This window comes from Novosphingobium resinovorum (assembly GCF_036352595.1).
Taxonomy (GTDB): domain Bacteria; phylum Pseudomonadota; class Alphaproteobacteria; order Sphingomonadales; family Sphingomonadaceae; genus Novosphingobium; species Novosphingobium resinovorum_B.
The window spans coordinates 526791-551792 of the sequence record NZ_JAZFAX010000001.1 but is presented as its reverse complement, the minus strand read 5'-3'; the positions used below and the strand labels follow the sequence as shown (position 1 = coordinate 551792).

Below are 25002 nucleotides of genomic sequence, written 5' to 3'. Positions count from 1 at the left end.
AAAACGAGGCGGGCGCGTCCGATCAAGGATTAGGGCCGTCGATCCGTATCGGCGGCTCATACTTTGGGGATGACCAGAACGCGCGGATATCTGGTCATCCTGCATCGTTATGTCGGGCTGACGATGGCGGGGTTTCTTGTCATCGCCGGTCTGACCGGAAGCGCCCTCGCGTTCCGGTCCGAGTTGGATAGCTGGCTCAATCCCCGCCTGTTCCATGTCGAACAGGCGGGACCAGTGCTGTCTCCATCGCGGATTGTGGCGCAGGTCGAGTGCGCCCACCTGAATGTGGAGATACTCACGCTTGCGCTTCCGAGCGATAGGAATGCGAGCGCTATTGCCTATGTTGGGCCGAAAGAAGGAGCCGCAGCTCTAGATTACGACCAGCTATTCGTCGAGCCGGCGACAGGCGCGATTCTCGGCCACCGGATGGATGGCGCGTTGCAGTTCGATCGGGCGCATCTGATGCCCTTCCTCTACCGTTTCCACTACACGCTCACCATGCCGGGGCGTTGGGGGCGGTGGCTCCTGGGCGGCGTCGCGTTGGCATGGATGTTGGATTGCTTCGTGGGCTTCGGCCTCACCTTGCCACGGGGACGCCCCTTCTGGCAAAAATGGCGGCCGATCTGGACCATCAAGCGCAGCGCTGGGCTCCAGCGCCTCAATCTCGACTTGCATCGCGCCTTTGGTCTGTGGCTGTGGGCGGTGCTGTTCTTGTTGGCGCTGACGAGCGTATCGCTGAACCTCAACCGTGAGTTGTTCCGCCCGGCGCTGACAGCATTCCTTCCAACTACTCAAAGGATATGGGATCAGCTCTTGCCGGCGACGCCCGCCATGACCCTCGATTGGGATGCCGCCGCAACGAGAGCGCAGACCGAAGCGGAACGGCGCGGATGGGATAGCCCAGTCAGTTTGATCCATGCCGCCCGCGCGCATGGCTTCTACATGGTTAGTTTCGGCCGCCCGCATCAAGCGGGCTTCGGCGCATCGAGCATCTTCGTTTCCGGAAAGGACGGCCGAATCCTCTCGGTCGAGGAAGCGGGTGGCGGTAAGTCGGGCGATGTCGTCTCGGGGCTGATGCTTCCGATTCACTCGGGTCAGGTCGCGGGTCTGCCCGGCCGTATTCTCATCTGCATCACCGGTCTGGTAGTTGCAATGCTGTCGATCACCGGTGTCTATGTCTGGTGGAAGAAGATGAATGCGCGAAAACGTTCAAAGCGCGGAGCTGTAAGTCAGCCACAATCTTCCCTTCGCAGGATCGAGAGCACCAATGCTGCTGAATAAGGTTCGCAACCACCCCTTGCAAGACGCGCCGCTGCCAACGGGCACTGATGTCATGCTTATAGCCGCGAATGATGTTCCAGTTCAACGACATGTCTATCAGCCACCCGCAAGCAGCCGCTTGATCGGTGTGGGCGGCACCGCATTTATCTTTGCGTTGGCGGTGGCGGGCTTCTTCTTTACCGTCAGCTATATCATTCCTGCTCAGCCACCGTCCGCGCTGACGGTCGTAAACCTCCTGCCACAAGCGTCCCCCGCGGAAACGCCGCCGCAGGAAAATGAAGCGCCAAAGCCGGTACACGAGAAGAGGGAGCAGCCGGAGGCGCCCAAGCTGCAGCCGGTGGAATCTCCAATCGTTCCGATCGCGCAGGTCTCAGTGCCAATGTCGGCAGTAACGCCCAAGCTTTCCGATCCCGGTCCGACGGAACCGGAGACAGCCGCGCCCAAGACGGCGCCCGCGCCACCAGCTCCGCAAATATCGAACGATGCCCCCGACACCTGGGAGGGCCGCGTCCTCGCCCAACTTAACAAACATCGCCGCTATCCGCGCTTGGCGATGGCGCGGCGGCAGCAAGGCGTGCCCTACATCCGCTTCGTTATGGACCGCGAGGGCAAGGTGCTCTTATCGCGACTTGAACGATCCTCCGGTTTCGCCGATCTCGACCGCGAGGCGGTGGCCCTGCCAAAGCGGGCCCAGCCAATCCCCAAACCGCCAGCCGACAAACCCGGCGACACGCTGGAGCTGGTCGTGCCGGTGGAATTCTTCCTGCGCATGTGATGCAATCCCATCCCCGTAGGGCGCGACCACTGGTTGAGGAAAGAGATAAAGATGTCGTATCGATCAAGCGCCGCGATGGCGGTGGCTGCTTTATTGCTGGCCGGGTGCAGCGACTCCAAAGAAGTCAGCAAGGGCAATTTCAAGGCCGCGCTGCAAGGCTGGTTCGATAAGAACCCCGAATGTGTGAACATCGGCAGGATACCCGCCACGCTGCGCGCGGACACACCGGAGAAGCAGCGCGCGAGCTATGAGGCGCTGGCTGCCGCCGGGTTGTTGTCGATCGAGAGCCGACGCGAGGAGCGGCCGCCCATCATGGGCACGGACATGAGCTATGATGCCTTGATATACCGCCCGACCGACACCGGGGCGCAGATGATCCACAAATCCTCCGACCCGCTTTTCGGCGGCTTCGATCTCTGTTTCGCGCGGCGCAATGTGATCGAGGTCACGTCCTACACCGAGCCCGCCGACGTGATGGGAATCTGGGCGACACAAACCCGCTACCGCTACAGCCTGGTGGATATCGCGCCTTGGACGCAGGCGGCGGAAGTGCGCGCCGCGCTCCCCCGTCTGTCGCGAGCGCTCGAGAAGGCGGAGGGCGCGGACAAGGCGTCGTTGGTCCTCACCAGCGAGGGCTGGCAGCACGAGCGCAGCCTTCGTAAGTAGGAGCCAGTGCATTTTACCGGGCATTTCCGTGATTTGCCGGGTGTTATCGAGAGACGCACCGGTGCCGACTCTGCCATTTCTCCATGCTGTTCCGGCTCGCCCGCCTTGGCGGCGGCCGGCAAGCGGTGCCTCGTTGGCATCTTGAAGCCGCCCGCGACGCTTGGCGCCAGTGTGCGGTTCACATGGAGAGGATCATGGCAACGATCATCCGGGCGGATGCCGCATCCGCATGGCGCGACCGCGCGCGCTACGACCGCTTGCTTGGTTTCGACAAGGCGACATGGGCATGGGAATGCTTGCGTCGTTCCTTAGGGAACGAATCCGTCGCACTGCGCCATGCTCGCTGGCGAATGCTGCGCGCCAAGCCGCCCTTGCGTGTCCTCACCATCGGCCCGCGATCCGTCTGCCGTGGTCCGTTTCCGCTCGCAGTGCCCGACGATATCGCCGGCTTAGCGGGGCATGTCTTCTGGTGCGGCGAGCTGCATCCGCCCGTCTTGGCAGTCGATGCCGCGCCCGCGCCGGGCGGCGCCGTCGACGCCTTCCATTTGCGCGCTTTGCGCCATCCCGCTGTTGTCCTCTGTCACCGCGGCGGCGAGCATCTATTGATTGCCGACGGGCCGCGTTGCATCCGCATAGAGGTCCGTTCGGGCACATTGCTGGAGGGGCCGGTGCGGCTCGATTATCATCTCTCCGACCGTGCCAATGTGGCCGCAAAGCTCCTGACGCTGCGCCGGCTGATCGCGCTATGCCGTCTCGGCCGCTTCCCGCGCACCTTGTTTCCACTTGAGCGGCGGGCACGGCGGTGGGCGCTGGCCTTGCAGGCATGGGATGGGCGGCACGCTGGCGCGAGCCACAAGGAGATTGCCTGCGTCATTCACGGCACGGCCCTTGTTGAGCGCGATTGGTTCGGCAGATCGGACTATCTGCGAACGCATGTGAAGCGGTTGCTCAGGACTGCGGATACGCTGATCGGCGGGAGGTGGCGGCACCTATTGCGATAAATGGGGTATCTCTATCGACAGTCGAACGAGGGATTTTTTCGGATTGACCACGCCCCGGATGGATCAGCAGCCAGGATCGGAGAAGCCCAAGGCGGTCAGCGGATGAAGAACTCGACCGGTACAACCAGCTCAAGAGTATTACCGGCTTTGTCTGCAGGTGGTTTCGGCAACGGCTGCGCGCGCTTTGGCAGGGCGACGGCTTCGCGGTCAAGGTCAGGAAAGCTGGAGGAACGTTCGAGCCGCGCCGACAATACCTTGCCTTCGCGGTCCATCACGAACCGCACCCAGGGTACGCCTTGCTGCCTGCGGGTCACGGCGAGGCGTGGATAGCGCCGCTGCTTGTTCAGCGCCGCCAGCACTTGTCCTTCCCAAGTCTCCGCTCCCTTGCTCGATATCTGCGGCGCCGGTGGCGCCGAAACGGTCTTGGGCGCCACGGTTTCAGGTTCGCGTGTGGCCGACTTCGAGGACTCCGAAGTACGGGCCACAACCGGCACGGCCACCGGCAAGATCGGTACGACCCGCAGTTCGACCGGTTTCATGGGCGCTCGATCGGGCAGTGGCTCCTTCTTTTCGACCGGCTTAGGCGCTTGCCTTTCCTCGAGCGGGGCTTCCCGCGGTGATGCGGGCGGCATCAGGTCCACCACGGTCAATGCCGCCTGGGGAGCCGGCTTGACGAAGCCGATCGAGATGGTGACGAAAAAGCCCGCCGCGACCAGGCAGGCGATCAACGCCGTGCAGACAAGACCGAACCATCGGCTACTGGCGGCGGGACGATAGCCGTGGCGCTCGATTGGCGCCCTCGCAGTTGCGGCGATAACGATTGGTTCGTTTTGCAGGCCGGGTCGATCACCATCAGCGCTGCGAACCTCATTCAGCAGCATTGACATCTCCTGTCGACAAAGCCGCGCGCGGTGCGATCGTGCGAACCTTCCGTCGCCGCGCGACTCGTGGCGCGCGCTTCTTCCACCAAATGACGATGCCTGTCACACACAGCAGCACGATAACCATCCCCGCTACGCTCGTCATGATGCGGCCTGGCAGTCCGGCAACCCTGCCGGTGTGGATCGGCAGCATGAGCTGTGCGACCTTGTCGCCAGCAAGCCCGGTCCCGGCCTTGTCCACACGCAGGATGCGGCCGGTGCCCAGGTCGACGAAGACAACCGAAACGCCAAAACCCGGCCGCCGTGGATCGCCAAAGCGGACACCGAAGACATGCCTTGTGTGGATTAGATAGGCGACGGACGGTTCGGCCTCCCATCCTCTGCGCCGCGCTTCGGCGGCGGCCGCCGCTATCGCTCCGTCAAAGCCGATGCCGTCAGGGTCAGGCGCAATGCCTTCCGGACGTACAGGCTCCTCGGAGGTGGGCAGCAAGGCCGATAGCACGGGCCGGAATATTTCCTGCTCCAGGCTGACGGCAACGCTGGTGAGCGCCAGCAGGAACAGGATCGGCCACAGCCAGAGGCCCGATGCCCGGTGCAGGTCGAGATTGAGACGATAGGAGCCCGACTTTCGCTTGATGCCCCACGCCGGTAGCCATTTTCGCCAGAAGGGCCGGCCACGCGGCAGGGTCAGGATGAAGGCAACGAAACAGTCCACCATCCAGAGCAGTGCGACGATACCCAGCAGGACTACGCCCGCATTGGCGGGCATCATCAGCGTATAATGAAAGCGGTGCAGGAAGGGCATAAGGTGCGGCCGGTCCAGCACGAACGCGCCATAGGTGCGCTGGCCCAGGATCGCGCCACTATAGGGATCGACGAAAAGCTGATTGTAGCGCGGCGTGGGCGCATCGGTCCTTGGGACGATGACAACCTGCGCACTTTCACCGGGATGCCGTGCATAGACGATCGTCCCGGCGCGAACATCGGGATCAAAGTTTTCGACTGCCCGCGCGATCCCGCCATAGCCCAGCATAGGGGCCCCGCGGACCTGCACCCGGAAGAGTTCGGGATTGAGGAGAGCGTCCAGTTCCGCCCGGAAGACGATGAGGCTTCCAGTCAGGCTGGCGATCACGAGAAATCCCGCGATCGTCAACCCGACATAACGGTGACACAGAACCAGACCTGCCCGCATGGCGATCAGAACTGGAATTGGGCCGAGAAGGCCACGCTCCGCGGCAGGCCGACATAATAGGCGTTCTGCCAATAGCTCTTGTCGGCGACATTGTTGACCGTCACCCTGAGACTGAGCGCCTTGTCGCCGATCGGAACGCTGTAGCGCGCGCCCAGATCGAAAGTGGTGTAGGCCGGGAGCCTGTCGGTGTTGACAGCGTTGCCCCACTGCTTGTCCGTGCGATAGACGCCGCCGGTCAGGGTCAGGCCCGGCACGAAGGGCAGGTCATATTCCAGATAGAGCTTGGCCCAGTTGCCCGCGACGTTGATCGGCTTGAGGCCGTCATAATCGCCGCCATCGACATCGGCGTCGAGCGCCGTGAAGCCGCCGACGATCGTCAGGTTGTTGGTGAGCCTGCCGGTCGCGGAGAATTCGATCCCGCGATGCTTCTGACGCCCATCCTGGGTATAGAGATTGTCGTCGGTCAGCAGCTCATAGGCCTTGCTGATATCGAACAGCGCGCCTGTGAGCAGCAATCCGCCCAGTTCGGCCTTCACGCCGATCTCTTTCTGGCGACTGACCATGGGCGGCATGATCTCGCGCGCATTCGCCGCCGTTAGCGGTGCGACGCCGCCCGTTTCCAGCCCTTCGATATAGGAGGCGTAGGCGGTCAACCAGGGGAGGGGTTTGTATGTCAGCGCGACGGTCGGTGACCAGCGGCCTTTTTTGTAGTCCGCGCGGCTAAGCGCGCCGGTCGTATCGAGGCTGCGGTCAAAGATTTCGCTGCGCGACACGCCCACAATCGCGGTCACCTGGTTGCCTATCGAAATCTGATCGCCGACCACATAATTGTCGTTGCGACCGCGCCCGGAATAATAAGGGGTGGAGGTATCAGCGGGAAAGGCCGGTTCGGGCACATAGGTCGGCTCGGACCGTGGATAGGGGCCAAGATAAGTGGTGTTGGGGCTGTAGGTCGTGCTCCAGCTCTTGCTCCAATAGCCAAAGTAGCCCAGCGTCACCTTGTGCGAGAGGGGGCCGGTGTCGAAATCAAAATCGGCGAGCAGGTTGGCCGCCTGATTGCGATCCCTTGTCCGGCCCGATCGGATACGGATCTGGTAGTAGGCATCGGTGGCACGCACCGAATTTTGCGTGTGATCCTGAACCGGCCGATCGACATCATCCCATCCATAGGCGCCGCGCAGCGTCACATGGTCGCTGAGCTGATAGCTGAGCTTGGCCATCAGTTTCACCGTCTCGAATTCGTCCCTGACCCAGGGCTGCCCCCAGTTCTTGCCGGCATCGGGCGCCGCGCCCCGCGTCACGCCGGGACGAATGAACCAGTAGGCGGATGGGCCGCGCAATTTATAGTGGTGGTAAGCGGCATTGAGTTCGAGAATGAGGCGATCGGTGATCCGCCAGTCGAGCGCGCCGCTGGCGAGGAAACGGTTGATATTCTGATAGTCGACCGCCGTATCGCCCGCCTGTTTGACAAGGTTGAGCCGATAGCCAAGCTGCCCCTGCGCGTCGATCGAGCCGCCAAGATCCGCATGGCCATAATATTGCTCGCCGCCATAATTGCCGACGGTGACGCTGCGAAACGGGTCGAGTGTCGGACGCTTGTAAACATAATTGATCATGCCGCCGGGGGAAGAAGCGCCGTAGAGGAAGCCGGAAAGGCCGCCGAGCACCTCAATCCGTTCCTTGTCCTCGACGACGGCTGCGTGATGGAACGATCTGCGTAGGCCATCCTCAGCCCGGTCATAAGTCTGGAAACCGCGAATGCTGACCATCGGCGCCCAGCCGGTGATCTGCGGCGTCATCATGCGGGTGTAGGGATTGATCTTGAAGATATCGTCGGGGGACTGGGCCTGGATATTCTCGATCAGTTCCCTGGGGGTCACGCTCACCGAATAGGGCGTATCCTTGATTGCCATCGCGCCGAGCGGCCCCACGCTCGTCAGCGTGCGGACCCGGTAGCCATCGGTCGCGGTGCCTTCGGTCTGGACGATGTTGCCGACAGTGGGGGCCGGAGTCGTGCGGTCGCCCGATCCATTGTTAGCGCCCTCCACCCGCACCGGCCCGAGTTGGATCGCGCCGTCCGCTGACTGCGGAACGGGTTCAATCCGCACGGCGTCGGCTCCGTCGAAGCGGAAGGTCAGGCCGGTGCCGGTCAGGAGACGGCTCAGCGCTTCGGCCGGCGAGAGGGTGCCGGAGACCGCTGCGCTGGTGCGACCTTCGACCAGCGGTCCCTGCGCCGTCACCTGGAGGCCGGATTGCTGGCCGAAGATTAGAAGGGCTTCGCGGAGGGATTGGGCGGGGATGTTGAAAGGACGCTGGGTGGACGCCGTGGTCTGCGCCAGGGCTGGCGCCGGAACCACCACGCCCGCCAACGCTGTCGTTCCCATCAGCAGCGCGCCGAATACCGCCGCCCGCTGTGCCCCGAATCGTTTCGTCACATAACCCCCGCTCATCAACAATCTCCATCTGACAACTGCATTTATGCAAATGCGATGCAGTCGCGTCTTAAGGGAGATGATCCAGGGCGCCGGTTTTCCTGCGATTTTTGGAGAATTATTTTTGCGCCGCGACAGGCCCTTGAAACAGCAAGGCTTTTATCCGCCCGTCACGATCATCAGCCAGGGCGTAATCCGCACCACGCGACCGCCATAGGGAGCAATGATCAAATCGAGGCTGCGTGCCGGATCGTGGAAATCATAGCTGCCGGTCACTAGCTTTTCGCCGAGCGCGCGGTCGGCAAGGACGATCTTGCCGTTATACCAGGGCCGCATCTCGTCGATGGCCTCGGCGATTGGGCGGTTACGCACCGGCACCTTGCCGCCGCGCCACGCGCCGACCAGTTCCGGCGTCCCGGCACCCGCAGAAAGCAGGGCGCCTGGTGCGATGCGGACCCAATCGCCGGCCCCCAGTTCGCGGGTGCTTTCACCGTCTTCAACACGGACCCGGCCATGTCGAACGGCGACGCTGGTGGCGTCCCCGATCATGCGCACTTCGAAGCCGGTCCCCAGCACCGTCGTCGTGACATCGCGTGCGGTCACGCTAAACGGCCGCGCTGGATCGCGGCGCACCTCGAACATCGCTTGGCCCGACAGCAAGCGGATGCCGCGTCCGCCGGAGTCATAATCGACGGCGATCGCGCTGTCCGGCCCCAGTTCGATGGTGGAGCCGTCCGCAAGCCGGATGGTCTCAACCTCGCCCACGCCCGAGATGTGATCGGCGGACAGTCGTAGCAAGAGCGTTGGCGCGGCGACCAGCGCGAGGCAAGCAACGGCGGCGGCAACCGCCGCCCGTTTCAAGAAGCGGCGCGGATTGGCCATGGCCCGGTGACGACCACGCCGCCACGCAAGTCCATGCCCAGGAATGGAAGCCGGTACGTCATAGGCGCGCCGTTCAAGCGGCGCGGCGCTAATGATCCGAGCGGTCTCGCCCATCTCCGCCCAAGCTTCGGCGTGGCGGGGATCAGCGTCAAGCCAGGCGGTGAAGCGCGTCCGCAACGCAGCGTCGCCGGGGTCTTCCCGCAGGGCGATGAACCATTCGGCGGCCGCGCGTTCTGGCGTGCGCCCTTCCGCTGTCATGATCGGCCAGTCATCGGGCACGAGGTGCAGATGGCAATGGACGCGCGGGACCGATAATGAGGAAGGGGCCTGCATATGAGGCAGATGTTTGGGCGCACGCCTTTTCCTGTGATTTTTTCGAGGGCCATCGATTCAGAGCCCCTGGCGGCGGCGCTGATTGCAGATTTCCATGCCTTCGGCGATCAGGCTGTGCGTGTAGGAGACCGACAGGCCCAGTTTCGCGGCGATCTCGCGCAGCTTCATCTCCTCGAAATGATACATCTTGATCGCTGCCTTCTGGCGCGCGGACATCGCATCGATCGCATCAAGCACAAATGCCATTGCCTGCCGCGCCATCAATTCCGCTTCGGCGGAGGGCCGGTCATCGACGATGTCGGGAAAGTCCTCGGCAATGAGTGCGGTGCCGCGCGATTGACGGGCTTGCGCGAAGACGAGATTGCGGATGATCCGTCGAAGATAGCCGAGCGGCTCGCGGATGGCGCCGCTGTCCGTTTTCCGGTCCATCAGCAGCCAGGCATCCTGCACGATGTCCTCGGCGCCCACGTGGTCCCCCGACAGCCTACCGGCATAGTTGACGAGCGTATCGCGGTGCGTCCTATAGAGGCGCAGGGCTATACGTTCGTTGGTCAAGGCGTCGACTTCCCTCCGCGCGGTCTCGCGCCGAGTTGGAAAAGGACCAACCAGTTGCGAGGCGTTCGCAATAATAGCTAGCCGAAGGAGCATTGTTCCGCAATGAAAACCGGGCGTCCCCGAAACGGTCCTGTGATTTACGAGGTCCAATAGATAGGTTTGCCTGGACGGCTCTCCCTATGCCAAGGGGAGGCTTTCAGCTATGACAACAAAGAGGAATATCGATGTTTCGCAGCTACTTCGCTATTCCGGTTCTGGGCGCTGCCGCGCTTGGCACGGTTGCTTCGGCGAGCGCCTTCTTCGACGCGGCAATCTGCAAGCCGCCCTATGCGATGGACTCGGCCACCGCCCTTTATGATGCGGCGGAGAAACTCGCCAAGCCCGATACATCGATGCTGTCCGCCCATGTCTTCACGGTGCCGGACGAGATCGGGCAGGACGGGTTCAAGAGCAGGCAGATCCTCTTTGCCGGTACAAGCATCGGTATTCTCATCGACGGATTGCAGGCCGAGGCGCTGGCTGAACATTATCATCTGACGAAGGAGCGCTCCTCCCTCTTCGGCGCTTCCACCAAGGGCTATGCGCGGGCATTGCCGGTGGAGGAGCAGCCGCAGCCCGATATGGGAACGGTGTCGATCATCGCGCGGGAAAGCGCATCGCTGCCGGGCAAGACGCTGCTCGCCTGCGAATTTGTCTGGAAGGCCGATCAGGATGCGCTCGATGCCTTTGAGAAGTCCCAAAAACCGTAACGAGGGCATTCGTTACCGGGGGCGCGGCCTGACGAAGCGCTGCTCCAGCATTTCGTTGCCCCATTGCGTGCCGGTGCGCTCCTCGACGCAGACGAAGCCCTGCGTTTCGTAGAGATTCCGGGCCGCCGCAAGACCGGCAAAGGTCCACAGATGCGTCTCCGTAAATTGGCGGTCGTCCGCGAAGTCGAGCGCGGCGGAGAGCAACTGGCGGCCTATTCCCCCACCGCGCACCCCGTCGTCCATGATGAACCAGCGTAGGTGGGCGATGCCGGGGCCAAGATCTTCGCCGTCAATGGCAACCGAACCGACGACCTTCTCACCGTGGACGGCGGTCCAAACGGCGTTGCCCGCCCGGTTGAGACGATCGCAGAAAGCGGCCAAACCGCCGGCGACGACCGTCTCGAAGCGCTGACCAAATCCCGATGTCCGCGCATAATACAGCGCGTGCATCTCGGTGATGCGGGCGATCAGTCCAGGCCGGTAGCCGGTGACGATCCGGGGCGGCATGGCCGCGCCGTCATCCGCCGTTGCGGCCAGACACCCGGCGTAAAGATGCAAGCCATCAAGGACGATATCGCGTTGTTCCGGAGCCAGGCGGCCCAATGCGCGAGCGACCTGAGCATGGGCGAAGGCGTGGATTTCCATGACGCGCTTCTGGCCGGCCTCGCTCAAGGAGAGCTTCCTGATGCGCCCGTCCTTCTCATCCGGCGTTTCGATGATATCGCCTGAGAGTGCGAGCTTGTGCAGCATTCGGCTGACACTCGACTTTTCCAGGCGGAGAATGTCGCCGAGATCCCGCGCAGTGATGCCCTCCCGCGCCTCGATCTCGATCAGGGCATGGACGGCCGAGGGCGACAGGTCAGTCCCGGCCAACGATTCATTCATGAAGCCCAGATCGCGGACGAGTCTGCGAGAGGCATCCCGGACGAGGCCGATCAGGGTAGAGTCTTCGGACATGGACGATCTTAAAGATGGTTGCATGACACAACTATCCTTGCCCCGAGCCTTCTGGCAAGAGCGATCGGGCTCAAAAAATGAACGCTATCTATTCGACAGAATCTTGTGCCTGGACTACCGATCCCTGTCGTCAAATGCCCGATGGAACATTGTCTATGTCGCATGCGCCGGAAACCTATGGCCTCGCTGCCTATGCCTATCTGCGCGCGCTGATCGCGGAGATGCAGGAGACGGACCCGGACATCCATGAGCGGGTTCTGAAGCGCGCCATCGACAGCTATGGCAGCAAGCCGCGCATAGGCGACCGGGCGGTCATTCAGGCGTTGAAGGAATTGATGTAAGCGGGCGCTTCATCCTCGATGAGCCGCGCTGGCGTTCCTTTTTCGTTACCGGACTGAACCCATTGCGAACCCGCACCGTGGCTGACACGGTATGGCAAGAGACATGAGGTGAGAAGGTGAGTTCTTGGACGTTTTCGATCTAGCCCGGAACCCCGATCAGATCAGCCCGGCCTATGTCTTTTATCTGACCTTCCTGGCGATCGGTGTGAGTGCATCCGGGATAATGCTGTATGTCGCTATCCGCCAGCGACGGATGGGCGCTCTGTTCTATCTGCTCGTTGCCCTGGCTATAACGGCGGTTATGGGTTGGTTTATGTTGCACGATATCCGGCATGCCCATACCGTGAAGTCGCAGGTTCTAAGTGGCCGGTTCGCGAGCATTGAAGGGTGCCTCGATCAGTTCCATCCAGGGCTTGCCAGACCGAGCGAGGCGGATTCCGGTTTCGAGCAATGGTCGGTGGCGGGGCACTTGTTCGACTATGCGGTGGACGAGGTCCGGCTCGGCTATCATCGGGTCGAGCCGGGCGGCGGCCTTGTCCATGCGGATTCATGGGTGCGGGTCGGTTATGTCCGCGACGAAGTGCTTGGTCGCAATGATATCGTCCGGCTCGAGGTGAAGCGCCATGCGTGCCCAGCGGCGCCGGATTTCGCCAAATAGGCTGCCGACAAGTCGTTTCAGGAGGGGCGATTCCGGCGGATCGACCGTGTTGAGCGGACGCCCGACCGCACTCGGTGCTCGGTCTTCGCTACAGTCCAGCGCCACATGCGGATGGACCGCTATTTCTCCAAAACTCTCCAACGGCGTTGCCGATATTCCAGATCAGTCCCGCGCATATCAGCCCGCAAATACAGCCGAGAAGGAGTGAACGGCGGCGCCGGAAACGGAAAAGAAATATCGCGCTGGAAATTCCATAGATAACCAGGGCAGGCACAGCGAAGATCAATACTGAAACTGGCCCGTCGCAATCGATGCCATCCGCGCCCATCGCGCGATACTCATTCGGCATCGTCAATATGCCGATGATAGCCAAAGGAAGCATGGCAATCAGAACGATATAACCGACCACCTTCCTGTTCATATATCGATATTTACCTCCAATTTTGCGAATGACGAAGATCCGTTGTCAGGAGATTGTGGCACGATGCTCCAGGAAGGCTGCCGCAAATGTGCGCAGCGCCGCGCAAGATTTGGTGCGGTGAGGGGCGAATGCAGCAAGATCTTCGACGATGGCGGTCGGCAATCCGAAGCGCTGGCTGATCTCGACCGTGCCAGGCGGCGTGAACCGGCAGGAGAAGGCCCCGATGGCGAGGCCAGCCGAAACGGGCGGCCGTCACCACAGACGATCCGCCACGGAGGGGCACTTCGGTCCAAGAAATGCCTCAGCGTCGAGCGCGGGGGGTCGCGATGTCCCGCATGCCGCAGGTAGGGGCGAGCGCGGCAAGACGGACCGCCGGTATCCGCGCATCGCCTTGTTCAGCGGCTGCCCGGTCCGGTGACCGGGCCAATTTACAGGGTGAATTTATTGTTCCATCCAGTATGAAATCACTCGAATGCTGTTCGGGTTCTTCCAATGTATGGTCAACCTGAAATCGGGTAACTCCCAGGCGTGGATGCCGTAACGACCAACGCTCGTTGGCGCTCCCAATTTTGCCGCCGCGTCGGCCTCCGTGTCAGAAAAGGTCAAGCCCTTCCACATCGGACCCTTGTAGCTCTCATAGCCGCCTTCATTCCCCCAGAAGGCACACGATGTCAGCAGGAACGGGCCTTTGCCGTCGTCTTGATATTCATGGTCGAACACCACGCCGGTATGCTTGAAATTGAGGTGAATGCCCAACTTCAGTACCGAAATGTCATAGCTGTCCAATCCTTTATCCAATGCGACAGCGTCGCCCCAAGCAATACCGAAAGGCTCCACGATGGCGCTGCCAGCCTTGCTGTCGAATGGTTGCTTAAGCGCTGCAACAAAATCCTGGGGGAGGGGGTGGTCCATCTGTTTTCTCATCCGATCTGTTAACGCTCAAAGCAGCAATGTGGAGTCTCGGCGAGGCAGCCAAAAGCACAGAATTTCCGGTACGAACTCCCCAAAAACTCGTTCTTTTCGTTGTAGTGTGTCCACCGGACTTCCTGCGGTCAGCCTGCTGAATATGCGTCGGTAGTCAAAAGCACTGCCTCGGGCGAGCAGATATATGAATATTCCGCAACCCTGAATATGTTGCTGGCGGCGTGTCGGCAAGAAACAGCGGAAATGGGCGTCTCGCCCGCGTCGCGGGCGACCGCGCTCTACGTCGCTAGACGCCCGAAGGGCGTCAACCTCCGCCGGGCCGCCCCTGGCGTCCCGGCCGTTCCGGTCACGATCGCATGACGCTCTCCGGGGCTTCGCCCCGGTCGTTGCCCGTCGCGCGTGCCGCGCGACGGCGCTTTTAGTTTGCATCCCCTTGGGCGCGGAGGGTGGTCGGCGCGCCCTGATAGGCCCGCCGCGCCGGGCGGCAAGCCTGCCCCTTCGACTGCGCTCAGGGTCTGGCTGCTCCATTGCATTGCGCCCCTTCGGGTGCCGCCCGTCGCTTGATGCGGGCCTTTCCGGTCGCTCCTGCCGCCCACCCCCCACGCCCGGCGGGGTTGCGGTGGTTTTGGGCCAGTGAAGGAGGCTAGCTATGGGCATTTCCGGCAAGCGTCGCGCGCGCCGAGAGGTCGGCGAGAATGGGGCACAGCCCCGCGTCAATCTTTATGACGAGGTGACGCAGAAGATCATCGGCGAGCTTGAGCAAGGGCGCTTCCCTTGGGTGCAGCCTTGGGATTCGCGTGTTGCGGGCAGTCCCGGCCTGCCGCGCAACGCGCTCACCGGGCGAAACTACTCCGGCGTGAATGTGCTCTTGCTGTGGAGCGCGGCCATCGACGGCGGCCATGCCTCGCAAAGCTGGCTAACATTTAGACAGGCGCTCGAAGCGGGCGGCAATGTCCGCAAGGGCGAGCGCGGGATCACCGTCGTCTATGCCGACCGCTTCATTCCCGAAGCCGAGAAGACACGCGCCATCGCGAGCGGCGAAGACGCCAAGGCGGTCCCGTTCCTGAAACGATTCACGGTGTTCAACGTCGCGCAATGCGAAGGCTTGCGCGAAGGGCTGGCGAGCGATTCCGCGCCGCTCCCCGAACGCGAGATCATCCCCCAAGCAGAGGCGCTGATAAAAGCGACCGGCGCGGATATCCGCATCGGCGGTAGCAAGGCATTCTATGCTCCCGGTCCCGATTATATTCAGGTGCCGCCGCAACCCGCGTTCCGCGACCAGATCAATTATTACCGAACCGTCTTTCACGAATTGTCGCACCATTCGGGGGCAAGGCACCGGCTGAACCGCGACCTGTCGGGCCGCTTCGGATCGAAGCCTTACGCGAGGGAAGAACTCTGCGCCGAAATTTCCGCCGCCTTCATCTGTGCGGCGCTCGGCATCGTCCCGACCGTGCGCCATGCCGATTATGTCGGATCGTGGCTCGAGGTTGTGAAAGAGGACAACCGCGCGATCTTCCGCGCCGCCAGCCATGCCAGCAAGGCGGCGGACTATATCCTCGCCTTCGGCGAGGCCGAAACCGGGAGGATCGCAGCATGATCCTCCTGACCCCCGAACTACGTGCAGCGTTGCGCGCGAACGCTATCGCCCACCACGCCGCGCAGCGCGATGGCAGGCGCGAACCAGACCCGTTGCCGGTTTTGAAGCTGTTCAATCCCATGGGTGCAGCGACATGGCTGGCGAGCGAACTGGACGCGGATGGCTCGACCCTGTTCGGATTGGCCGACCTTGGTTTCGGGTGCCCGGAACTCGGCTATTTCGATTTGCGGGAGATCGAGGCCATCCGCCTGCCCGGTGGGCTCGGCATCGAGCGCGACCTGCATTTCGTGGCCCGCTTTCCGCTGTCGGCCTATGCCGAAGCTGCACGCATCGCGGGCCGCATCACCGAAGCCGAAGCCCTGTTGGCGACCGTCGCGCGCGCTCGCGCGCTTCGCACACCCCGAAATTCCGATCCAGAGATTCCGCCCGCATCGGACGGATGAGCCGCGCCGCTCTTTCGGCGCATGTCCCGGCCCGTCCGCACGATCTTGGCAGACACGCGGACGGGCCGGTCCACCCCAAGCAGGAGTGAACCACCATGAAACTCGCAAATATCGACGCTGGCAAGCTGTTCGTCAGCAAGACCAATATGCGCCACGCGGAGAAGAACACGGACGTATCCGACATTCTCCCGTCCATCCGCGAACGCGGCGTGATCGTGCCGCTTGTCGTCCGTCCCGGCGAGCTTGAGGGCAGGCCCGGCATGTTCGGCATCGTCGCCGGACGCCGCCGCGACCATGCCAATACCGTCGCCCTGTCCGAAGGGATCGACCACGGCCCCTTGCCGTGCGCGATTCTGGAAGAAGGCGACGATGCCGCCGCGCTGGAAGCCTCGCTCATCGAGAATATCCAGCGCTTGGACCCCGATGAGGTGTCGCAATGGGAAACGCTGACTCGGCTCATTCAGAAGGAAGGGCGCACGGTCGAGCAGATCGGCCAGACCTTCGGCTTGACCGAACTCCACGTTCGCCGCGTCCTCGCGCTCGGCAATTTGTTGCCGCGTATGCGTAACCTCTACCGCAAGGGCGAGATCAATACGGCGACCATCCGCCATCTGACCCTTGCCAGCAAGGCGCAGCAAAAGGACTGGCTGGCGCTGCTGGACGACCCCGAGCAGCGCGCCCCGACCGGCGAACGGCTCAAGGCATGGCTGTTCGGAGGTGAGTCCATTTCGGTCAAGGCGGCGATCTTCGCGCTTGGTGACTATGGCGGCAAGATCGTCGGCGACCTGTTCGAGCAGGACGGGTTCTTCGCAGACGCGGAACAATTCTGGACCGCGCAGAACGAGGCCATCGCCGCCAAGCGGGACGCCTATCTCGCGGACGGATGGGCCGATGTGGAGATCATGGAACCCGGCAGTTATTTCTACGGCTACGAGCATGAAAAGACCCCGAAGGCCAAGGGCGGCAAGGTCTATATTTCCGTCCGCCACAATGGCGAGGTGGAAGTGCATGAGGGCTGGCTGTCGGGCAAGGACGCCCGCAAGGCGCGGGCAGCGGAAGCGAAGGCAGGCACCACCGAGGCCGACCGGCTGGCGGCGCGGGACGCCCGCCCCGAAACCACCGGCCCCTTGCAAACCTATATCGACATGCACCGCCACTCCGCGGCGCGCGCCGTGCTGGCCGATCACCCGTCCGTCGCGCTGCGTCTGATGGTGGCCCATGTCATCACCGGCTCGCCGCTGTGGACCGTCAAGGTCGAGAAGCCCCATTGCCGTAACGAGGCCATCGTGGAGAGCGTCGAGACGAGCACGGCGGAAGCCCGCTTCGACGAAAAGCGCCGCGCGGTTCTGGCGCTTCTCGACTTCTCGGCGGAAGAACCGACCGTGGCGGGCGGCAACGGCAAGAGCGAGGGAACCGCAGCGATATTCGCGCGGCTTCTCGCCCTGTCCGATGCCGATGTGTTGGCAATCATCGCCATCGTCATGGGCGAGACCATGGAAGCGGGTAGTGCCGTGGTTGAGGCCGTGGGCGGCTATCTCAAGGTCGACATGGCGGACCTCTGGACTCCCGACGATGCTTTCTTTGGTCTTATCCGCGACCGTCAGGTTGTGAGTGCCATGTTGCGCGAGGTGGCGGGCAAGAAGGTGGCAGACGGCAATATCGCGGAGAAGGTCAAGACGCAGAAGGGCATCATCCGCGACTGCCTTGCAGGCGAAAATCAGCGCCCGAAGGTTGATGGTTGGGTGCCGAAATGGCTACGTTTCCCCGCCGCCAGTTATACCGCGCGGCCCTTCGTCACCCTCACCCGGTGGAAGATGGTCGAGCGGGATTTCAAGACGCTGCCCGCGCCGCTTGCCGTGGAGATCAAACAGCCCGATCCCTATGCTATCGCGGCATGATAGGGAAGAGAAGGGGCGGCCATGCCGTCCCTTCATCCATCCGCTGGCCCGAAATATCGTGGCCGCCCGCGCCCTGGACAGGACGCGGGCGGCTTTGTTTTTCGTCATCGGCTTGCGCGGTCCTGCGCGCAGCGAATCCGCTATCATCTTTCCTGCTAGGGCAGCGGCTAGCGATCATCGTCGCTGCCCGTGCTGTGCCTCGCTATGCGAATCGGGCATATTCCCCTTTCCTGATCGACACTTTGCCGGAGGTTCGACGATGGCCGAACGAGACAATATGATCGCGGCCTGGCTCGCCGCCATAGAGCGGTTCCGCGAAGCGCGCCGTGCCTTGGACGAATGGAAGGCGAATAATCCCTATCCGGGCACGGATTTGAAGTCGGAGGATTTCGACGACGCCAATGCTCAGGTGACGCGATGGGAAAAGGGAGCCGATGCTTTCGGCGTGCCCTATCAGGAAGCAGTCGAAGCGCTTCACGCGTTGCCTGCACCCAATCTCGACGCGGTGATCGTCAAGGTGCAACTGGCAGGTGAAGACGTGCGCGGCCAAGACATCGAAGATCGCCTCAGCCCAATCCTCCAGACCATCGAACAGGATCTTCGTCGTCTCGTGGTCGAGCTGGAAGCGCCGGCCCCTGTAATCGAATAGGCACCGTCGCCGAGATTTTCTGGTCTCCCGGCGACGATACCGATCGCCGCCGGGAGTGTTCAGCCGCCCGCATCGGGAAGGCCGGGAGCGCCTGTAGGAAGGTTCGCGCGATCCTGCACCTCTTCCACGACGGATGGCGGACTATGCACGCCGGATGGCGCTGACGGTTACGGACGCCCCTGTTTCGCCTGCTGTTGCGGAACTGCACTGCAATCCGGAGCACCGACTACATCGCGGTATGACGATTGACTGGAAGGGACGGCCACACCATCCTGTCATCCTGTCATCCTGTCTTTGCCGCTCGCGCTGTCTTCGGGCAGGAACAGCGCGCCGCTCGTTCGAGTTCATGACCCGCCGGTCCTTGGCGTCGCCGCTTAAATCGGCGCGGCCACCCTCGAAATCGGCCAGCGCGTCGGTGTCGAGGGCAGCGAGACGGGCGACATGATCGCTTGGGGCTTGCATCAGTGCCCGCGTGGCGCGGGCCAATGATTCGGTCATCGGCAAGCTGCATCTCCCTTGGCTGTCAGGGGCGGATATCACGATAGCGTGGATGGCGCTGGGATCGACTCCCATCGCTTCCGCATCGCCGGTCCGGGCTGGACTTGTCCCGAGAGGGGCGGCGGGAAAACGCGCTTTCGCCGCGCGCCGGAGGACCGAACCCGGCCGCTGGCGGTGGACCTATGGGCGGCCCTGATCGTCCGCAACCGGGCTTGCCACGGCTATTTTCCCCGCCGCGTGAACGCGGCTCCTCGCGGCCGCTTCGCTCCAAAATAGCCGCGCATCCCGGTCCTTCGCTTCGCTCCGGCCCTTCGGGTGCGGCCGTTCCGGTCGGCCCATGACGGTCCCGCATCGCCGGGGATCGGCCTCGGCGAGCAACGGAAAGGAAATCCCATGTCCACTCTTGGTATCGTTTCGCGCAACCCGGAAACCAACGAAATGCGCGGCAGCATCGGCCTTCTCGGTCGCCGTAATCCGCTCGGCATCGAGATCGTGCCCAACCCCGAAAAGCGGGCGGAAAAGCAGCCCGACTTCCGTATCTGGAGCGGCCCGAACGACATCGGCGGCGGCTGGATCAAGAAGAACCGCGAAACCGGCAGGCCCTATATCTCGCTCCGCATCTTCCATCCGCAGATCGCGCCGTGGCCGATCTTCGCCAATCTCGGCCGCGCCGCCGGGCAGGACGACGACGATGTGCTGGCGCTGATCGTCAACGAAGCCGCCTGAACGGGCACCGCCTGGCCCCCGCGCCGAACCCGGCGCGGGGGCTTTGGCATCAGCGGTCTCATGGGTCGAAAAACGAGTGCCGCACCTTCGACCGTCCCGCGCGGCGATTGTGTCCCGCAATGTCCCGTCTGGTCGCTGAGGGTCCCCCGCCGTCCGCGCATCAGGAGGATTATGCACATGGACGACGAAAATATCCGTGCCAGCAAGGCGCGGAAAGGAAGCCCGTTCCTGACCGCCAAGCAGGCCGCCTATTTCCTCGGCCTACAGGTCAAGACGCTCACCAACATGCGCTGGAAAGGCAAGGGTCCGCCCTATCGGCGGCACGGCGGACAGGTCCGCTACCATATCGACGAGCTTGAACAATGGTCGCGCGAAAACGGGCGAAAGGGGAAGCGCAATGGCTAAGCGCCCGTCCTTCCCGCTGCTCGACTGGCCGCCGCCGCTGGCGCGTGCCGTCCGCCGCCATCGCCGTCCCGTCCTGATCGCGGGCGGCATCGGCCTCGCTTTGCTCGGCCTTGCCGCCGCGCTCGGTTTCATGGGGCCGCCCGCGCCGCGCGTCGTCTGGAACGCCTCGGCCAGCGCGCCCATCGGCTTGTGGCGCATCCATCCCGGAGCGCGCATCCGCACCGGCGACATGGTGCTGGCGCGCACGCCGGAGCATGTCCGCCAGCTCGCTGCGACACGTCATTATCTCCCCGCCAACGTGCCTTTGTTGAAGCGTGTCGCGGCCCGCGACGGTGACGAGGTTTGCGCGCTGGGGCAGGAGATTTTCGTCAACGGCCGCTGGATCGGCGAGCGCCATATTGCCGACCGGCAAGGCCGTCCGCTGCCGTGGTGGAGCGGCTGTGAACTGTTGCGCGGCGGGCGGCTATTCCTCCTGATGGACATGCCGGAGTCGTTTGACGGTCGCTATTTCGGGCCGGTCGATGAGACGGCTGTGATCGGCAAGGCGACGCCATTATGGCTGCGCTGACCCGCATCACTGCGCCGCTGCTGGCGGTATCGCTGGCGCTCGCTTTGCCCTTGGCCGTAACCGCCAGCGATGCACCGCAGGCATCACGGCCCGCATTCAGAGCATTGCCCGCCGTTGAACGTTGGCGGCCCTATATCGCCGAAGCCTCCCAGCGTTTTGGGATTCCGCAAGCATGGATCGCCGCTGTCATGCAGGCCGAAAGTGCGGGGCTGACGCATCTGAATGGCCGCCCGATCACAAGCCATGCGGGCGCGATGGGCTTGATGCAGGTGATGCCCGGAACATGGGCAGCGATGCGCCGCCAGCATGGCTTAGGGCCGAATCCGCACCATCCGCGCGACAATATCATGGCGGGAACGGCCTATCTGCGCGCCATGTATGACCGTTTCGGATACCCCGGATTGTTCGCCGCCTATAACGCCGGACCCGGCCGCTATACCGAGCATCTGCGCACTGGCAGGCGGCTTCCCGTAGAGACGCGCGGCTACATCGCGCAGCTTGCTAGGGCGCCCGCAACGCCGTCCATGCCGCCCGCGACGCTGTCAGGAAGGTGCCTGTTCTTCGCGCTTGACAGTGCGGCAAATGCATCCAGGGATGCGCAATTCGCCCTGGATGGACGGCCAACCGGTAATGCGGAAAGCGCGGATAGCGATGCACGACACGCCCCTGACCAACCGACGTCGGGCGGCCTGTTCGCCCCCTTGACCATCCCGTCTGGTGGCGAGCGATGAAGGGCGTCGTGTGGGTGGGGAGGGGAATATCCGCTCAACATTGCCCAGTATCCGGCATGGATCGGGCCGCCTCAAGGACGACGCCGGACACGATTTTTTTCGGCAATCAAACCGCAGTTCTTCTCCCGCCAATGTCGCGCGGTGCCGAAAATAATCGCGCCCGGCATCGCCGCTGGCGCGGCCGCTTCGCGGTCCTTGACCCGGCCCGCTCCATGCCGGGCGCAGCCTCCTGTCTTTCACGAGCAGGAGGAAATCATGGCTCTCGAACAGCATATCGAAGAACTGCGCGCCGAACTTCGGAGCATCAACGACGCAGACGAAATCCGGCAGATCGAGGCCGAGTTGACGGCGGCGCTGGCCGCACTGGCGAAGCTGGACGCGGCAGGGCAGGGGCGGCCGAACTGACAGGCCGCATGAAAGGCAGGAGCGGCGCAGACAGCGTGTCGCTCCTGCCTTCGAGCCGTGTGGCGAATTTGCGAGATTTCGAGCTGTTTCAATGGGATAGGTCGCGAAGTGCAAGATTAAAGCTCGATCCCGCAGGCGGGATCAAGTCATTGTCTGCACATCATTATTTCACGAGACAGGTTAGGCCCGCCGGGAGACAGGGTGGCGTCAAGTCCTTGATACTATTGGCTCGCCCGCGAGACTCGTTGATCTGCCGACAGTCTTCGGATCAGCATCGCCGTTCCGTCCCTTGTTCCCGGTCAGGCGAGGCATCCCAATGAGCGATGATGACGATTTCACGCCCCACCTGGGCAAGCCGCGCGCGGGCGGAAGCCGAAAGACCCGCACCTATCTTCAGCGCGTGCTTCAGGCACGCACGCTGGCTGGCGGAGCGCGGCGGCTGGGCCGGTCCTTCAACGGAACCCGGATCGCGCGCGGCACGGTCGCAGGACGGCAGCTTGCCAGCCGTGATCGCTTCGCCAGCTTTCGTCAGCGCCGCGTCATGGTCAAATACCGGATTGCGAAGTTCAACAAGGCGAACAGCATGGGCGCGGCTCGCGCGCATCTGCGCTATATCCAGCGCGACGGCGTGACCCGCGAGGGCGAGCCGGGACGGCTCTACTCGGCCGAACATGACAGGGCCGACGGCAAGGCGTTCCTCGAACAATGCGAGGGCGACCGCCACCAGTTCCGCTTCATCGTCTCACCGGAGGACGGTCAGCACTATAACGACCTCCGATCGCTGACCCGCCGCCTGATGACGCAGATGGAAGAGGATTTGGGGACGAAGCTCGACTGGGTGGCGGTCGATCATTTCAACACCGGCCACCCGCATACCCATATTGTCGTGCGCGGGAAGGACGAGCGCGGGCAAGATCTGGTTATAGGCGGCGAGTATCTGACCAGCGGTATTCGCGAGCGCGCGGCCGAACTGGTGTCATTGGACCTGGGGCCGCGCACGGATATCGAGATCGAGGACCGGCTACAGGGCGAGATCGAGCAGGAGCGCCTGACCAGCATCGACCGCCGCTTGCTGCGCGACATAGATAGCGGCCGGATCGTGGACGCCGCCGACCGCGATCCCTTCTATCAATCCTTGCGCGCGGGCCGCCTGCAGAAGCTCGGGCATCTTGGCTTGGCCGACGAGATCGAGCCGGGCCGCTGGCGCCTGGCCGAAGGCATGGACGACACCTTGAAGCGGATGGGGGAGCGCGGCGACATCATCCGCACCATGCAGCGCGCTTTCACCGAACATGGGCTGGAGCGCGCCGCGAACGACTATGCCATTGCCGATCCCGCCAGCATGACGCCTATCGTCGGGCGCGTCGTGGAGCGCGGCCTGTCCGATGAATATAACGACTGCCATTATCTCATTGTCGATGGCACGGACGGGCGCAGCCATTACATCGACATAGGCAAGGGCGAGGCGACGGATTTTGTCCCAACCGGCGCGGTGGTACGGGTCGCGGCCAAGCCGATCGAGGCCCGTGCCGTCGATCGCACCGTTGCCGAGATCGCCGCCGCCAATGGCGGGCGCTATTCGATCGACATTCACTTGGCGCACGATCCCACCGCGCGGGAAGCCTTTGCCGAAACCCATGTCCGGCGATTGGAGGCGATGAGGAAGGCCATGAGCAGCGTCGAGCGCGAGCCGGACGGGACTTGGATCATCGCCCCCGATCATGTGGAGAAGGCGGCCGCATATGAGGCGCAGCGCGCGAAAGCCGCACCGGTTCTGGTCGATACGCTGTCCGCGCTTCCCCTGGACCGGCAGGCCGGGAGCGATGGCGCGACTTGGCTGGACCGGGAGTTGATTACCGACCGGCCAGAGCCGTTGCGCGATGCCGGGTTCGGGAAGGATACCCGCGCCGCGCTCGCCCAGCGGCGGCAATGGCTGATGGCCGAAGGGCTGGCACAGGAGAAACGGGGGCGCATCGTTTATCGCGCGAACCTGCTGGCCGTGCTGCGACGGCGCGAGATGAACCGCATCGCCGGGCAGCTATCGGACGAGCTGGGGCTATCCTATGCCGAAGCCAGGCCGGGCGAGCGGATCGAGGGCATCTATCGCCGCCCTATCGAACTGGCGTCGGGCCGTTATGCGCTGATCGAAAAGAGCCGGGAGTTCACGCTCGTGCCCTGGCGGCCGGTGCTGGACCGGCATCTTGAGAAGCAGGTGTCCGGCATCATGCGCGGCGATAGCATCAACTGGACCATCGGCCGCCAGCGCGGGCCGTCGATTTCGTGACTCGACAAGTGGTAACGTATATGTTACTTACGCAGCAGTAGAAATGAGAGTGCATGAATATATCCGGGAGGATGGATCATGTCCGTTCCGGGCGTGGTTCGACGGTCTCGATGCCCAGGCATCCGCCAAGGTGGCTACTGCAACGTTGCGCCTGGAACTCGGCAATATGTCGAACGTCAAATGGATCGGCGGCGGCTTTGGCGAATATCGTATCGATTGGGGGCCGGGCTATCGCCTCTATCTGGCGCAGGACGGCGACACGCTCATCATACTGCTCGCAGGCGGAACCAAGCGGCGGCAGCAGGCCGATATCGAACGGGCGAAAGGGTTGCTGGCGGAATACAAGGCTCGAAAGGCTGGAATGCCCAAGGGCGGAAAGTGAGGCTAAGATGTTGACTCGTGATTTCAAGGAGACGGTCAAGGATCGCGCCATGCGTGATCCCGCTTTCGCTAAGGCGCTTCTGGATGAGGCCGCGACGCTGTTTCTGAATGGCGAGCCGCATACGGCACGGCTCGTTTTACGCGATCTGGTGAACGCTTCGGTCGGTTTCGAAGCGCTGGCGATCAAGACCAATCGGCCCAGCAAGAGCCTTCATCGCATGTTGTCGGAGAAAGGCAATCCGAGCATGGACAATATCGCCGCGATCTTTGGAGCGGTTCGCAAGCAATTGGGTGTGGAAATTCAGGCGCACGCTGTCGAAGCAGCGTGACTGCGACGAGACCGTTGGAATGACTGGTCTGTTATTA

The 25002-nt window shown here is 63.0% G+C and carries 27 protein-coding genes; 19 read left to right on the top strand and 8 right to left on the bottom strand.

The annotated features are described in order from the left end of the window. Positions 1-69 precede the first annotated feature (69 nt). The 4 genes from V2S85_RS02740 (at position 70) to V2S85_RS02725 (ending at position 3723) form a co-directional block, all read left to right on the top strand. Entirely contained in the window at positions 70-1281 is a 1212-nt protein-coding gene (locus tag V2S85_RS02740) for a PepSY-associated TM helix domain-containing protein (protein ID WP_330701327.1), read from the top strand. Further along, positions 1268-2056, top strand: a complete 789-nt coding sequence (locus V2S85_RS02735) for a TonB family protein (RefSeq protein ID WP_330701326.1) — start codon at positions 1268-1270, stop codon at positions 2054-2056. Before V2S85_RS02740 ends, V2S85_RS02735 begins: the two co-directional genes overlap by 14 nt. Before the next feature lie 51 nt (positions 2057-2107). After that, complete coding sequence (locus V2S85_RS02730; protein WP_330701325.1) at positions 2108-2722, top strand: hypothetical protein; 615 nt, start codon at positions 2108-2110, stop codon at positions 2720-2722. 194 nt (positions 2723-2916) lie between these two features. Next, complete coding sequence (locus V2S85_RS02725; protein ID WP_330701324.1) at positions 2917-3723, top strand: DNA -binding domain-containing protein; 807 nt, start codon at positions 2917-2919, stop codon at positions 3721-3723. 95 nt (positions 3724-3818) lie between these two features. Here V2S85_RS02725 and V2S85_RS02720 read toward each other — a convergent pair whose 3' ends face one another. The 5 genes from V2S85_RS02720 to V2S85_RS02700 form a co-directional block, all read right to left on the bottom strand. Beyond that, positions 3819-4604 (bottom strand): TonB family protein, encoded by a 786-nt coding sequence (locus tag V2S85_RS02720; protein ID WP_330701323.1) that lies wholly within the window; start codon positions 4602-4604, stop codon positions 3819-3821. After that, positions 4591-5796, bottom strand: coding sequence for a PepSY-associated TM helix domain-containing protein (locus V2S85_RS02715; protein ID WP_330701322.1), 1206 nt, complete (start codon positions 5794-5796; stop codon positions 4591-4593). Before V2S85_RS02715 ends, V2S85_RS02720 begins: the two co-directional genes overlap by 14 nt. 5 nt (positions 5797-5801) lie before the next feature. Beyond that, positions 5802-8246: a TonB-dependent receptor gene (locus tag V2S85_RS02710; RefSeq protein ID WP_330701321.1), complete on the bottom strand. Its 2445-nt coding sequence runs from the start codon at positions 8244-8246 to the stop codon at positions 5802-5804. A gap of 141 nt (positions 8247-8387) precedes the next feature. Continuing rightward, positions 8388-9368: a FecR family protein gene (locus V2S85_RS02705; protein WP_330701320.1), complete on the bottom strand. Its 981-nt coding sequence runs from the start codon at positions 9366-9368 to the stop codon at positions 8388-8390. Between the two features lie 132 nt (positions 9369-9500). Next, entirely contained in the window at positions 9501-9998 is a 498-nt protein-coding gene (locus tag V2S85_RS02700; protein ID WP_330701319.1) for a sigma-70 family RNA polymerase sigma factor, read from the bottom strand. 224 nt (positions 9999-10222) lie between these two features. Between V2S85_RS02700 and V2S85_RS02695 the strand changes: the two genes are divergently transcribed. Further along, the gene (locus V2S85_RS02695; protein WP_330701318.1) at positions 10223-10747 is read left to right on the top strand and encodes a hypothetical protein; all 525 of its coding nucleotides are present in this window, start codon (positions 10223-10225) and stop codon (positions 10745-10747) included. Positions 10748-10759: 12 nt separating this feature from the next. On the opposite strand, the gene V2S85_RS02690 is transcribed toward V2S85_RS02695, so the two are convergent. After that, positions 10760-11704, bottom strand: a complete 945-nt coding sequence (locus tag V2S85_RS02690; protein ID WP_330701317.1) for a helix-turn-helix domain-containing GNAT family N-acetyltransferase — start codon at positions 11702-11704, stop codon at positions 10760-10762. A 77-nt stretch (positions 11705-11781) separates the two neighbouring features. Here V2S85_RS02690 and V2S85_RS02685 point away from each other — a divergent pair, with 77 nt between their 5' ends. Both V2S85_RS02685 and V2S85_RS02680 read left to right on the top strand, forming a co-directional pair. Beyond that, a complete protein-coding gene (locus V2S85_RS02685) occupies positions 11782-12045 on the top strand; it encodes a hypothetical protein (protein WP_330701316.1) in 264 nt (87 codons plus the stop codon). Between the two features lie 124 nt (positions 12046-12169). After that, positions 12170-12703, top strand: coding sequence for a hypothetical protein (locus V2S85_RS02680; RefSeq protein WP_330701315.1), 534 nt, complete (start codon positions 12170-12172; stop codon positions 12701-12703). Positions 12704-12791: 88 nt separating this feature from the next. Here the strand turns inward: V2S85_RS02680 and V2S85_RS02675 are convergent, their stop codons facing one another. Together V2S85_RS02675 and V2S85_RS02670 are read right to left on the bottom strand one after the other, a co-directional pair. Next, on the bottom strand, positions 12792-13124 hold the full coding sequence (locus V2S85_RS02675) for a hypothetical protein (protein ID WP_330701314.1): 333 nt from the start codon (positions 13122-13124) through the stop codon (positions 12792-12794). A 441-nt stretch (positions 13125-13565) separates the two neighbouring features. Further along, the gene (locus V2S85_RS02670) at positions 13566-14036 is read right to left on the bottom strand and encodes a hypothetical protein (RefSeq protein WP_330701313.1); all 471 of its coding nucleotides are present in this window, start codon (positions 14034-14036) and stop codon (positions 13566-13568) included. A 661-nt stretch (positions 14037-14697) separates the two neighbouring features. Between V2S85_RS02670 and V2S85_RS02665 the strand changes: the two genes are divergently transcribed. The 12 genes from V2S85_RS02665 to V2S85_RS02610 all read left to right on the top strand — a co-directional run bounded on the left by V2S85_RS02665 (position 14698) and on the right by V2S85_RS02610 (position 24965). Then, positions 14698-15648, top strand: a complete 951-nt coding sequence (locus V2S85_RS02665; protein ID WP_330701312.1) for an ArdC family protein — start codon at positions 14698-14700, stop codon at positions 15646-15648. Continuing rightward, positions 15645-16091 carry a DUF2958 domain-containing protein gene (locus tag V2S85_RS02660; RefSeq protein ID WP_330701311.1) on the top strand — a complete coding sequence of 149 codons (447 nt, stop codon included), beginning with the start codon at positions 15645-15647 and terminating at the stop codon, positions 16089-16091. The genes V2S85_RS02665 and V2S85_RS02660 overlap by 4 nt, the downstream gene beginning before the upstream one ends. A 95-nt stretch (positions 16092-16186) precedes the next feature. Beyond that, positions 16187-17989: a ParB/RepB/Spo0J family partition protein gene (locus tag V2S85_RS02655; protein WP_330701310.1), complete on the top strand. Its 1803-nt coding sequence runs from the start codon at positions 16187-16189 to the stop codon at positions 17987-17989. A gap of 259 nt (positions 17990-18248) precedes the next feature. Beyond that, positions 18249-18638, top strand: coding sequence for a hypothetical protein (locus tag V2S85_RS02650; protein ID WP_330701309.1), 390 nt, complete (start codon positions 18249-18251; stop codon positions 18636-18638). 891 nt (positions 18639-19529) lie between these two features. Continuing rightward, positions 19530-19862 carry a DUF736 domain-containing protein gene (locus V2S85_RS02645; RefSeq protein ID WP_330701308.1) on the top strand — a complete coding sequence of 111 codons (333 nt, stop codon included), beginning with the start codon at positions 19530-19532 and terminating at the stop codon, positions 19860-19862. A gap of 171 nt (positions 19863-20033) precedes the next feature. Beyond that, entirely contained in the window at positions 20034-20267 is a 234-nt protein-coding gene (locus V2S85_RS02640; protein ID WP_330701307.1) for a helix-turn-helix domain-containing protein, read from the top strand. Beyond that, positions 20260-20835 carry a S26 family signal peptidase gene (locus V2S85_RS02635; protein WP_330701306.1) on the top strand — a complete coding sequence of 192 codons (576 nt, stop codon included), beginning with the start codon at positions 20260-20262 and terminating at the stop codon, positions 20833-20835. Before V2S85_RS02640 ends, V2S85_RS02635 begins: the two co-directional genes overlap by 8 nt. Then, positions 20823-21566, top strand: a complete 744-nt coding sequence (locus V2S85_RS02630; RefSeq protein WP_330701305.1) for a lytic transglycosylase domain-containing protein — start codon at positions 20823-20825, stop codon at positions 21564-21566. The genes V2S85_RS02635 and V2S85_RS02630 overlap by 13 nt, the downstream gene beginning before the upstream one ends. A gap of 255 nt (positions 21567-21821) precedes the next feature. Further along, a complete protein-coding gene (locus V2S85_RS02625) occupies positions 21822-21971 on the top strand; it encodes a hypothetical protein (RefSeq protein WP_330701304.1) in 150 nt (49 codons plus the stop codon). A 316-nt stretch (positions 21972-22287) separates the two neighbouring features. Next, a complete protein-coding gene (gene rlxS, locus V2S85_RS02620) occupies positions 22288-24255 on the top strand; it encodes a relaxase/mobilization nuclease RlxS (protein ID WP_330701388.1) in 1968 nt (655 codons plus the stop codon). A 43-nt stretch (positions 24256-24298) separates the two neighbouring features. After that, positions 24299-24637, top strand: coding sequence for a type II toxin-antitoxin system RelE/ParE family toxin (locus V2S85_RS02615; RefSeq protein ID WP_330701303.1), 339 nt, complete (start codon positions 24299-24301; stop codon positions 24635-24637). Positions 24638-24644: 7 nt separating this feature from the next. After that, positions 24645-24965, top strand: coding sequence for a transcriptional regulator (locus tag V2S85_RS02610; protein ID WP_330701302.1), 321 nt, complete (start codon positions 24645-24647; stop codon positions 24963-24965). The last annotated feature ends 37 nt before the right edge of the window (positions 24966-25002 follow it).

What these genes read in the sequence shown, in the direction of transcription:
- V2S85_RS02740 (WP_330701327.1), top strand. Translation starts at nt 70, where the DNA reads ATGACCAGAACGCGCGGATATCTGGTCATCCTGCATCGTTATGTCGGG.
- V2S85_RS02735 (WP_330701326.1), top strand. Translation starts at nt 1,268, where the DNA reads ATGCTGCTGAATAAGGTTCGCAACCACCCCTTGCAAGACGCGCCGCTG.
- V2S85_RS02730 (WP_330701325.1), top strand. Translation starts at nt 2,108, where the DNA reads ATGTCGTATCGATCAAGCGCCGCGATGGCGGTGGCTGCTTTATTGCTG.
- V2S85_RS02725 (WP_330701324.1), top strand. Translation starts at nt 2,917, where the DNA reads ATGGCAACGATCATCCGGGCGGATGCCGCATCCGCATGGCGCGACCGC.
- V2S85_RS02720 (WP_330701323.1), bottom strand. Translation starts at nt 4,604, where the DNA reads ATGCTGCTGAATGAGGTTCGCAGCGCTGATGGTGATCGACCCGGCCTG.
- V2S85_RS02715 (WP_330701322.1), bottom strand. Translation starts at nt 5,796, where the DNA reads ATGCGGGCAGGTCTGGTTCTGTGTCACCGTTATGTCGGGTTGACGATC.
- V2S85_RS02710 (WP_330701321.1), bottom strand. Translation starts at nt 8,246, where the DNA reads ATGAGCGGGGGTTATGTGACGAAACGATTCGGGGCACAGCGGGCGGCG.
- V2S85_RS02705 (WP_330701320.1), bottom strand. Translation starts at nt 9,368, where the DNA reads ATGACAGCGGAAGGGCGCACGCCAGAACGCGCGGCCGCCGAATGGTTC.
- V2S85_RS02695 (WP_330701318.1), top strand. Translation starts at nt 10,223, where the DNA reads ATGTTTCGCAGCTACTTCGCTATTCCGGTTCTGGGCGCTGCCGCGCTT.
- V2S85_RS02690 (WP_330701317.1), bottom strand. Translation starts at nt 11,704, where the DNA reads ATGTCCGAAGACTCTACCCTGATCGGCCTCGTCCGGGATGCCTCTCGC.
- V2S85_RS02685 (WP_330701316.1), top strand. Translation starts at nt 11,782, where the DNA reads ATGAACGCTATCTATTCGACAGAATCTTGTGCCTGGACTACCGATCCC.
- V2S85_RS02675 (WP_330701314.1), bottom strand. Translation starts at nt 13,124, where the DNA reads ATGAACAGGAAGGTGGTCGGTTATATCGTTCTGATTGCCATGCTTCCT.
- V2S85_RS02670 (WP_330701313.1), bottom strand. Translation starts at nt 14,036, where the DNA reads ATGGACCACCCCCTCCCCCAGGATTTTGTTGCAGCGCTTAAGCAACCA.
- V2S85_RS02665 (WP_330701312.1), top strand. Translation starts at nt 14,698, where the DNA reads ATGGGCATTTCCGGCAAGCGTCGCGCGCGCCGAGAGGTCGGCGAGAAT.
- V2S85_RS02660 (WP_330701311.1), top strand. Translation starts at nt 15,645, where the DNA reads ATGATCCTCCTGACCCCCGAACTACGTGCAGCGTTGCGCGCGAACGCT.
- V2S85_RS02655 (WP_330701310.1), top strand. Translation starts at nt 16,187, where the DNA reads ATGAAACTCGCAAATATCGACGCTGGCAAGCTGTTCGTCAGCAAGACC.
- V2S85_RS02650 (WP_330701309.1), top strand. Translation starts at nt 18,249, where the DNA reads ATGGCCGAACGAGACAATATGATCGCGGCCTGGCTCGCCGCCATAGAG.
- V2S85_RS02645 (WP_330701308.1), top strand. Translation starts at nt 19,530, where the DNA reads ATGTCCACTCTTGGTATCGTTTCGCGCAACCCGGAAACCAACGAAATG.
- V2S85_RS02640 (WP_330701307.1), top strand. Translation starts at nt 20,034, where the DNA reads ATGCACATGGACGACGAAAATATCCGTGCCAGCAAGGCGCGGAAAGGA.
- V2S85_RS02635 (WP_330701306.1), top strand. Translation starts at nt 20,260, where the DNA reads ATGGCTAAGCGCCCGTCCTTCCCGCTGCTCGACTGGCCGCCGCCGCTG.
- V2S85_RS02630 (WP_330701305.1), top strand. Translation starts at nt 20,823, where the DNA reads ATGGCTGCGCTGACCCGCATCACTGCGCCGCTGCTGGCGGTATCGCTG.
- V2S85_RS02625 (WP_330701304.1), top strand. Translation starts at nt 21,822, where the DNA reads ATGGCTCTCGAACAGCATATCGAAGAACTGCGCGCCGAACTTCGGAGC.
- rlxS (WP_330701388.1), top strand. Translation starts at nt 22,288, where the DNA reads ATGAGCGATGATGACGATTTCACGCCCCACCTGGGCAAGCCGCGCGCG.
- V2S85_RS02615 (WP_330701303.1), top strand. Translation starts at nt 24,299, where the DNA reads ATGAGAGTGCATGAATATATCCGGGAGGATGGATCATGTCCGTTCCGG.
- V2S85_RS02610 (WP_330701302.1), top strand. Translation starts at nt 24,645, where the DNA reads ATGTTGACTCGTGATTTCAAGGAGACGGTCAAGGATCGCGCCATGCGT.